At 56.3% G+C, this 9,001-nt stretch carries 7 protein-coding genes; 4 read left to right on the forward strand and 3 right to left on the reverse strand.

Annotation, left to right across the window (positions count from 1 at the left end; translation table 11 throughout):
- On the reverse strand, positions 1 to 474 hold a 474-nt coding region (locus P1S46_09905), incomplete at its 3' end, for a transposase (protein ID MDF1536791.1).
- Between the two features lie 343 nt (positions 475 to 817).
- Between P1S46_09905 and P1S46_09910 the strand changes: the two genes are divergently transcribed.
- Entirely contained in the window at positions 818 to 2,086 is a 1,269-nt protein-coding gene (locus P1S46_09910; GenBank protein ID MDF1536792.1) for an ATP-binding protein, read from the forward strand.
- A gap of 19 nt (positions 2,087 to 2,105) precedes the next feature.
- On the forward strand, positions 2,106 to 3,236 hold the full coding sequence (locus tag P1S46_09915) for a hypothetical protein (protein MDF1536793.1): 1,131 nt from the start codon (positions 2,106 to 2,108) through the stop codon (positions 3,234 to 3,236).
- Between the two features lie 130 nt (positions 3,237 to 3,366).
- Here P1S46_09915 and P1S46_09920 read toward each other — a convergent pair whose 3' ends face one another.
- Both P1S46_09920 and P1S46_09925 read right to left on the reverse strand, forming a co-directional pair.
- Positions 3,367 to 4,365 carry a hypothetical protein gene (locus P1S46_09920; GenBank protein ID MDF1536794.1) on the reverse strand — a complete coding sequence of 333 codons (999 nt, stop codon included), beginning with the start codon at positions 4,363 to 4,365 and terminating at the stop codon, positions 3,367 to 3,369.
- 156 nt (positions 4,366 to 4,521) lie between these two features.
- Entirely contained in the window at positions 4,522 to 7,539 is a 3,018-nt protein-coding gene (locus P1S46_09925; GenBank protein ID MDF1536795.1) for a PAS domain S-box protein, read from the reverse strand.
- A 404-nt stretch (positions 7,540 to 7,943) separates the two neighbouring features.
- Between P1S46_09925 and P1S46_09930 the strand changes: the two genes are divergently transcribed.
- The gene (locus tag P1S46_09930; protein MDF1536796.1) at positions 7,944 to 8,108 is read left to right on the forward strand and encodes a zinc ribbon domain-containing protein; all 165 of its coding nucleotides are present in this window, start codon (positions 7,944 to 7,946) and stop codon (positions 8,106 to 8,108) included.
- Positions 8,109 to 8,299: 191 nt separating this feature from the next.
- A complete protein-coding gene (locus P1S46_09935; protein MDF1536797.1) occupies positions 8,300 to 8,929 on the forward strand; it encodes a 50S ribosomal protein L11 methyltransferase in 630 nt (209 codons plus the stop codon).
- Positions 8,930 to 9,001: the final 72 nt, after the last annotated feature.

A 9,001-nucleotide genomic window follows, 5' to 3' on the forward strand; every position in this document is an offset into this window, starting at 1 on the left:
AATGGCCTTCTCCTGAACCGTGGTATCGACATTGACACGCTTCATATGCTGCCTGGTCAGATGCTTTTCCCGCTTGGCTGTTTCAAGAGTCTCACTCAGTAGCTGCTCCACATTCTTCGGACCTATCCGTTGCCGCCAACGCGTCATGGAGGTTGGATCCACAGGCAGGTCATGAATGAAAAATTCGAAACCACAAAAATATTGCCAATAACCATTTTCCAGCAATCGAGCAACAACAGATTCGTCGCTTTCATCGAAGGCGTGTTTCAGGTAATGCAGGCCGACCATTAAGCGCGTCGGCTTTCCGGGGCGCCCTTTGTTCTCGGAGTAAAGGCTGCCAAACTTGTTATCAAAGGTCGACCAGTCTATTTGATCAGCAAGCACAAACAGCGGATGCTTACGATTTAGAATGTGGTCGAGTCGCGACCGAAAAAGGTCGTCCTGATTGTTATGATTCGGAGCTTTTGGCTTCATAAAATCACCTTGTTTTAGGGGTCCAATAACTATTTATGGTGATTTTAACAGCACTAAATCAATAAATAAACCAATAAATTCAACTAGTTATGAATTTTTCAGGCACAACTAATTAGGGCCATATTTTCCGGTATGCTCCGACTGAGGATCAGAACATTTATTATCTCTCCACTGACAACCTGACTGTGGGGACTTGGGAATTACAAGTTGCGCTGGATGATGACAAGGATCAGCTTGCATACTTCTGGATACCGATCATGTGAAGTCAGTAGTATTTGTTCGTATATATGTGGGGAAATGCGCCCCTATGTCAGGGCGGTTAACACTCAGGAACCCCTTTTCGGTGCTATTTGTAGATTGTATTGACAATCAGCACCACATCAATTATGGTTTCACCATGATCCGCAGGGAGATCGAGGATACCGTAAGACGGTACGCCAGGGAGTACCCGGTGGTGACCATCACCGGTCCGCGCCAGTCCGGGAAAACGACCCTGTGCAAAATGGTTTTCCCTGAGATGCCCTACGCCTCCCTCGAGGACCCGGAGGAGAGGGAGTTCGCCCTCAACGACCCGCGAGGTTTCCTGGTGCGATTTCCCGACGGCGCCGTGCTCGACGAGATCCAGCGCGCACCCGACCTGCTCTCGTACATACAGGGCATCGTGGATGAACGGCAGCGACCGGGCCATTTCGTGGTCACAGGCAGCCAGAATTTCGAACTCCTTCAAACCGTCAGCCAATCCCTGGCTGGCCGTACGGCCATCGCAAGACTGCTGCCATTTTCCCTTGCGGAGATCCGCAAACTGCGACCGGCCCCCCTTTCCATGGACGAGGCCATTTACTCCGGCTCCTATCCCCGGATATTCGACAGGAAACTCGACCCCAGGGAGGCTCTCGCCTTTTACTTTGCCACCTACGTGGAGCGGGACCTGCGCCAGCTGATCAACGTCAGGGACCTGTCTGGTTTCGAGATATTTATGAAGCTCTGCGCCGCCAGGTGCGGACAACTGGTGAACCTGTCTTCACTGGGCAACGACTGTGGGGTGGCCCACAACACCGTGAAACAGTGGCTTTCGATCCTGGAAGCGAGCTACATCATCAAGCTGCTCCCACCCTACTACCGGAACCTCGGAAAGAGGCTGGTGAAGACACCCAAGATGTACTTCATCGACACAGGGCTGGCGTCGTACCTGCTTGGTATTCAAAAGGTGGACCACGTCTCGGCCCACCATCTGAAAGGTGCCCTCTTCGAAAACCTTGTCCTTTCGGAACTTATCAAGAGCCGGTTCAACAGGGGAAGAGATGACAACCTCTATTTCCTGAGGGACCGCAAAGGCAAGGAAGTAGACATTTTGCTGGATTACGGTACATCCCTGGACCTCGTGGAAGTGAAAGCTGGTCAGACCATATCTGGCAGCTTCTTTTCGGGGATCGAGTATTACCGTCGTATTTATGCGGAAACGAGAAACTGCCTGCTCGTCTATGGAGGAGCCAAGGCCCACGTCCAGGAAGGCGTGAGTGTTATCCCCTGGAAAGGACTTCCGGATCTGGATATTGAAACACATACTCCGTCATCGGATGTTTCCTTTTCAGGGGAACCTTCCAGAACCTGAAACTGTGAGGCAGACACCCATGAGTATCCAGGTGCTACAAGTTGCAAACCGGGCCGACCTGAAACGCTGGGTCAAGCTGCCCTGCGGGCTCTACGAGGGTGATCCATACCATGTCCCACAGCTTTTCTCCGACGAGCTCGCTTACTTCGACCGGCGCAAGAACCCGGCCTTCGAGATATCGGACGTAAGGCTGCTGCTGGCCGTCGACAACCAGAGACCCCTCGGGAGAGTCTGCGGCATCGTCAACAGCCTTGAATCAGCGAAGCTCGGCTTCAAGCGCGGCCGGTTCGGCTGGTTCGAGTGCGTCGACGATCAGCGGGTGGCCGATCTGCTGCTGGACAGTCTCAAGGACTGGTTTCGCGAAGCGGGCTGTGCCGAGATGAGCGGCCCTCAGGGCTTCACGGACCTCGATGTCGAAGGGCTCCTGGTCGAAGGATTTGATCATCTGCCGACCATCAGCGGAAGCTACAACCATCCCTACTACCAGAAACTCATCGAAAATTACGGGTTTGAAAAGGACGCCGACTACGTGGAATTCCGATCCCGGATCCCGCGGGAATCTTCGCTGCTCGAGAGGTTTCGCAGGCGTTACGCCGGCAACGAGGACTACAAGGTGGTTACCTGTAAAAACCGCAAGGAACTCCTCTCCCACGCCGATGCCTTCTGGGATTTGCTGGAAACCTGTTTCGAGCCGCTGTACGGGGTTACACCTCTGTCCAGGAAGCAGACCGATTTCTACACGAAAAAGTATTTCGGATTTCTGGATCCGAAATACGTCAAGTTGACATTCTCCAGGCAGGGAGAGCTGGTAGGGTTCTTTATCGGGATGCCAAACCTCAGTCGCAGCTTCAAGAGGGCCAACGGACGGCTCCTCCCCTTCGGCCTGCTGCACATACTAAGGGAGTACCGTAAGCCGGAGACCATGGATTTTCTCCTCGCAGGCGTCAAGCCCGGTGAGCCATCCGGCCTTATCATCGCGATCAGCGCCATCGAAATGTACGACACGCTCCGCCGACGCGGCATCCGATACATGGAAACGAACAGGGAGCTGGAGGAAAACACCACCGTCACGGGCATCTGGTCAAAGTTCGAACGGGTCTGGTTTCGCCGCTCCCGGGTCTACCGCCTGGATCTGCGCCAAGACCCATAACGCTGCAACGCCCACGCCGGAGTCATGTACCCCCGGCAAAGCCGGGGGATTTCCCTAAGTATTAAACCGAGGGAGCGTTGAGCCGAGGCTCCTCCCCTCACTCCAACCCTCTCCCCCCCTCCGGCGGCGCTTACTTCCTGATCACCCCGTAGTCCACCATGTTCTGCTGGACCAGGTCCACCGTCGCGTCGAGCTCCGCGAAATAGTCACCCAGAAAATAACCCATCGCCACCTGCATGTAGCCACTGCTCAGGGCTGCGAACTGGTCGTGGATCGCCTGGCTGTAAGGATCCGTTGGATCATAGGGCATGCCCAGGTACCCCATCCCGAAGGTTGCCAGGTGTAACGCCGTGGCCCACAACGCCTCCCCGGGATCTGCAATGGTGAGCAGTAAAGCCTCATTGGTCACTACATTCCTGTGAAAGATCTCCGTCGTTGCGATAAATACCTCAGGATCACCGATACCGGGTCCGCAAACCCCCGCAACCTCGTTGGCAAAGGCGTCCGCGAGCACCAGGGGGAACGGCTCGTCATAGGACCAGAAATTTGCCGAGGCCAGAAGTGTCGGACCGACCCACGGAGCAGCCTCCTTGAGAAGCAGGTCAGCCGAGTACTCGATGATGGTGTGGTAGAGCTGATGGACCGTGTCCGGGTCCGGAACGATCCCCATGCTCAGCAGGACGTCCTGCAGCGGATAAACTCCCGGGATCCCGGGACTAATGAGATAGGCATTCATGACTTCCGCTTTGAGGTTGACGTAACCTCCGGGCCAGCCGTTAACGGCGCTCATAATATGCGCCGTATGGTCGATCCCGAATGGCTGGTTGTGCATAACCACCCCCGCCGCGATCCATTTCTCGAGCCCCCTGTTCTTCGTGTCGTACACGTCCATGAAATCGGTGTCGTGGGTCACGGCGTACAGGGCGTCGTAGTCGCAGTCCGCCTCGAAAGCGTAGTTGAAAAGATCGGGAAGAGTTGACCCGTAGACCTCGTTGAGGTTCGGGTCACCTCCCCGCTTGCCGATCTCGCCGGCGACGTAGGCATGGGTGCCGAACCCCCACCCGAATGCCGTGGCCGCCACCATGACAGCTGCCCCAAAAACCACCGTTGATACAACTGCTCTTCTCATCCCGCACCCTCCATTTCATGGCCGACTCGGGAACTGGATTGTCCCCGCCCCATCAGCCTTTTCCCTTGCGCCCATGTGAGTTATGGACCGGGGACATTACTGTTCACAAAAAAGTCATCAAATTTGAGACCTGAGATCTGGGATCTGAGATCAGCCTTAAACCACCGGCAGGGAGAAATAGAAGGTTGCCCCCTTCCCCCTGGCTGAATCGAGACGCAGGATACCCCCTTCACTCTCCACGACGCGCTTGACGATGGCAAGGCCGACTCCCGTTCCTTCCGTTGAGCTCTTTGGCGAACGGGTGAACAGCCCGAAAATGGCATCGTGGAACTTCTTCTCGATCCCGATCCCGTTATCCCGGACATAGAAAAGTTGGTGCCCTTCCGGCACCAGCCCTTTGTGATCGGTGGCCGTTCCAACCTCGACCTCGAGGGGACGGCCTTCCCTGCCGAACTTCAAGCTGTTAGACAGGAGGTTCTTAAACACCTGGTAAGCCCTTGTTTGCGACATGTCGACCATGGGCATCTTGCCCTGGATGGTTACCAACGGCTTCGGCTGCATTCCGTCGATGTTCTCTTCTTCCAGGATCCGCTCCACAAGATCCCTGACGTCCATAGGTTTGTGTTCTCCCTCCGCGATCCCGGTCTGGGAGTAATCCAGGAGATCGCGAAGAAGGTTGTCAAAGTGCCGGACATTGGCGTCGATCCGGCCCAGCATGTAAGTGTGTTCCTTTTCAAGCATACCCGCCAGTTCGCACCTGAGGAGATCGATAAAGCCCAGAACGCTGATAATGGGTGTTCTCAGGTCGTGGGCGGCCGTATACACGAACGCCTCGAGTTCCCTGTTCTTCCCCTCGAGGTTCATCAGGGCATGCTTGAGGGTATATTCCGCCTGTTTGAGGTCCTCTATGTCCCTTGTTACAGAAACGACGTGAGGTTTGCCGTCCATGGTGACTACGTGGGCCGAGAGCAGCCCTGTCCTGACGCGGCCGTCCTTGAGACGAAAACCGGCTTCGAAGTTGCTGACCCGGCCTTTTTTCTTGAGGGTCCCGATCAACCGGGCCAGCTTATCCTGATCGATCCAGAGGCCGACACTGCCCAGGGGCACCCCTACAACATCGTCCGGTGTGTAGCCGGTGAGCGCAGTGAACCCGTCGTTGATCTCCATGTAGACACCGTCTTCCATCCGGTTGATGCTCACCGCATCCGGACTTGCCTGGAAGATGGTCCTGAACAGTTCCTCGCTCTGCCTCAGGGCCTCTTCGAACCTCTTGCGGTGTGTCACGTCGATGAACGACCCGATCATCATCCGGGTCTGGCCATCCTCGCCGACGACCATGTTGGCGGTAAACTGGGCGTAAAAAACGGAATCGTCCTTACGCCTTGCCGTTATCTCACCGGACCACCTGCCGGTCTTGTCAATGGCCTTGACCACGCGAGCCGCCTCCTCACGGCTGGCCCAGAAGTCCATCATGGACTCTCCCGCCACTTCCCCTTCCTCCTCATATCCCCACATGTCCAAAAAAGCCTGGTTCACGTAGGTCAGCCTCCCCTCCAGGTCGGCCAGGGCAAACCCGCTGATGGACGCCCTGATGGCATCATCCCGAACCCTGAGTTCGGTCCCCACCGCCTTGAGGTCTGATATGTCCACAAAGCTTTCCACCAGCATCGGTTTTTCCTGAAGGTTCACCGAAACCACCGTCTTCAAAATGGGGACTTTTGTGCCGTCGGCCTTGACGAGGACACGTTCCGAGTTGTCCACCACTTCGCGCAGATCGGTTATGGGACATTTTCCGATCTCGACCGGGCAGATGAACTCGTGGCACGTGCGGCCGACAATATCTTCCCTGGGAAGTCCGATCATCTCTGCTGCCTTGATGTTGATGTTGGCAATCTTGTGTTCGTCAGGGTCGATGACCATGATCCCGGCCCGCACGTTGTTGAAGATCGCGGAAAGGAACTGCTCGCTGGTCTTGAGCGCCTCCTGCGCGTCCCTGATCTCCGACATGTCCCTGGCGACTACCAGGGCGTGGTGCCTGCCATTATAGAGGAAGGGTGCGATCCTCAGGTCCGTGGGAAAAAAGGTCCCCCTTTTTTTCAGGTCCAGGGACTCGCCGTGAAACACCTCGCCCTGCGCAACCAGACGTTGAGCCTCCTGAAAGAGGTGATGGGAATCAGGGGAAATGAACTCTGTGCAACTGATGCCCACCATTTCCTCCCTCGAATAGCCGTACATCCGGCAGGCAGCCGGGTTGACGTCCACGATCCGGCATTCCCCGTTGAAGATCATGACCGCGTCTGCCTGGGATTCGAACATGCTCCTGTACTGGGCTTCCCCCTGCTTGAGTTTTTCCTGGTAGAGCCTCTGCTCTGTGATATCCCGGATCACGCCCACCGTGGCAATAGGTTCGCCCCCCTCCCCCACGACCATGGATGTGCTCAGGGCGATGGGGAAGTGGTGCCCGTCCCTGTGCCTGACCTCGAGTTCCCCGGACCAGTGGCCCGTATCCATGATGGCCGGAAGGATGTGCCGCCCGGCAAATTCGGGATCCGCGTTGAGTTCGTTGACATGACGTCCCTCAAACTCCCGGGGGGTAAAACCGTAGATCTTCTCGACTGCCCGGTTGGAATAGATGACGCGGCCTTCCAGATCGACGAGCTGGATCCCTTCGGCTGCTTCTTCCAACGCCGCGGAGAAGAGCCGAAGCCTTTCCCTCTCTTCGGACCCCGACAACAGGTCACTGGCCAGCACCGTCCCGGTAACGTCGTTGACGATGACGACACCGGCCTCCTTCCCCTCGAAAAGAATCCTGTTGGAGGAGATGTCAGCATGAATAACGGAACCGTCCTTCTTCCGGTGCCGGAGGGGCGAAGACGTGCTGAAGGAAACGGCACCGTTTTCGATCCATTCCCCCATTTCGCGCGAATACCGGTCAAGATCCTCTTCCAGCCACAGTTGGGCGAGAGCCATCCCGGGGAGATCTTTTGCCCTGCAGCCGTAAAGGCCACTGGCAGCCTTGTTGGCGGCGAGGATGGTGTACCGGAGCGGGTCACCGGAGCTGATGTCGACGACGAAAGCGGGCAGGGGAAGGTTCCCCAGGAGGGAGCGGAACTGCTCCCTGTCGGTAACGCAGCGGGCCTGGCAATCCTTGTTCCCGGTTTTTTCCCCTGGCAATGGAGCATCCCCCAAAGGCAGTTCGCTGATGTTTCCCCTGCAGCGTGTCGGGAAACCTCGGCACGCTGCTATTCCACCACATGAATACCCGAAATGGCAATGGGTATGATCACGGGTAGGCTCATTTTGAGGGGCAGTTGTAGTTGCAGGTGAACTGAAGTGCGGTTATCCTTATATTCAAAAACGTTGATAGATTCGCAAAAAGTCCAATCCGGGACTTTTCGCTCCACGGAAAGGGAAAAGCGTCGTTTTCCCTTTCCTTACAAATCAATGACTTACGGGGTGAGTCATTGATTTGGGCGCCCCGCGCGGGGCGCGTTGATGGACTTTTTGCGAGTTCATCAACGTTGATAGACCGTGAAAAAGTCTCTTCGAGACATTTTAAGCGGCAGGGGAGGTTTCAGATGCCCACATACGAGTTCAGATGCCAGGGGTGTAAAAAAGTCTTTACCCTTACCATGAAGATCACCGAGCTGGAGGAGGGAAAGGCCGCCTGCCCCAGCTGCGCTACTGCCAAGGTCACACAGGTTCTTTCCGGTTTTTTCGCGAAAACACGCAGGAAAAGCTGATCCATTGCCACCGGCCCGGCCTGGGTCACGCCAGAGGCGTGACCAATGGGCATTAAGGTTTTTTTATCTTCTCTGGAAATAGAAAACTGGTTGCGGCCGCTCCCTGTTTTCTTTCCTCGACGTCACCTTGGTGACCTGGCTTTTCAAAAGAAAGAGTACCGCAGCCTGACATCGAACCTGGACCGGCTATTTTGAGCAACGCCTCAAGGCAACCTCTCAGGATCGGGCAGCGCCTGATGATCTGTTCATCGGACCGATGCGATCCGGTGGAGGAACGGATCCCCCTTTACCTGGGAACGGCCCGGGCCTTCGGGTCCGGTCTCCACGAGACCACTGTGAGCTGCCTCGAGGAGCTCGAGACCCTGGCGCCCCTCCAGGGTTTGACGGTCCTGGACGTGGGATGCGGGACGGGGATCCTTTCCATTGCGGCCCTTCTTCTGGGTGCCCGCTACGCGACTGCCTTCGACGTCGAGCCGGATGCGTCCTCCGCATGCGCGGGCAACGCCCGTCTCAACGGAGTGCACGACCGGTTGAGCGTTTACTGCGGGACGATGGCAGCCTTGAAGGGGGAAGCCCTGGGTGAGAGCGCCCACTTTGACCTCATCCTGGCCAATATCTACGGGGACATCATCCTCGATCTGGCCAGGGATCTGGCCGGACGACTGGCAGAGGACGGGAGACTGATCCTTTCCGGCATCGCTTTTGAGCACATGACGGATATCCGCACCAGCTTCCGGAAGCTGGGTCTTACATTGGTGACCAACCGGATGATGGAAGATTATGTAACAATGGTCTGGAGGAAAACAGGGTCTGGAGTCTAGCCCGGACTATTCACGAGGTTCTTTTCCGTTCCGGCGGCGTTGCTGAGTCGTTCGCTTGTGCGGAATACTAAA

Source organism: bacterium, assembly GCA_029210545.1.
In the GTDB taxonomy this organism is placed as follows: Bacteria; BMS3Abin14; BMS3Abin14; order BMS3Abin14; family BMS3Abin14; genus JARGFV01.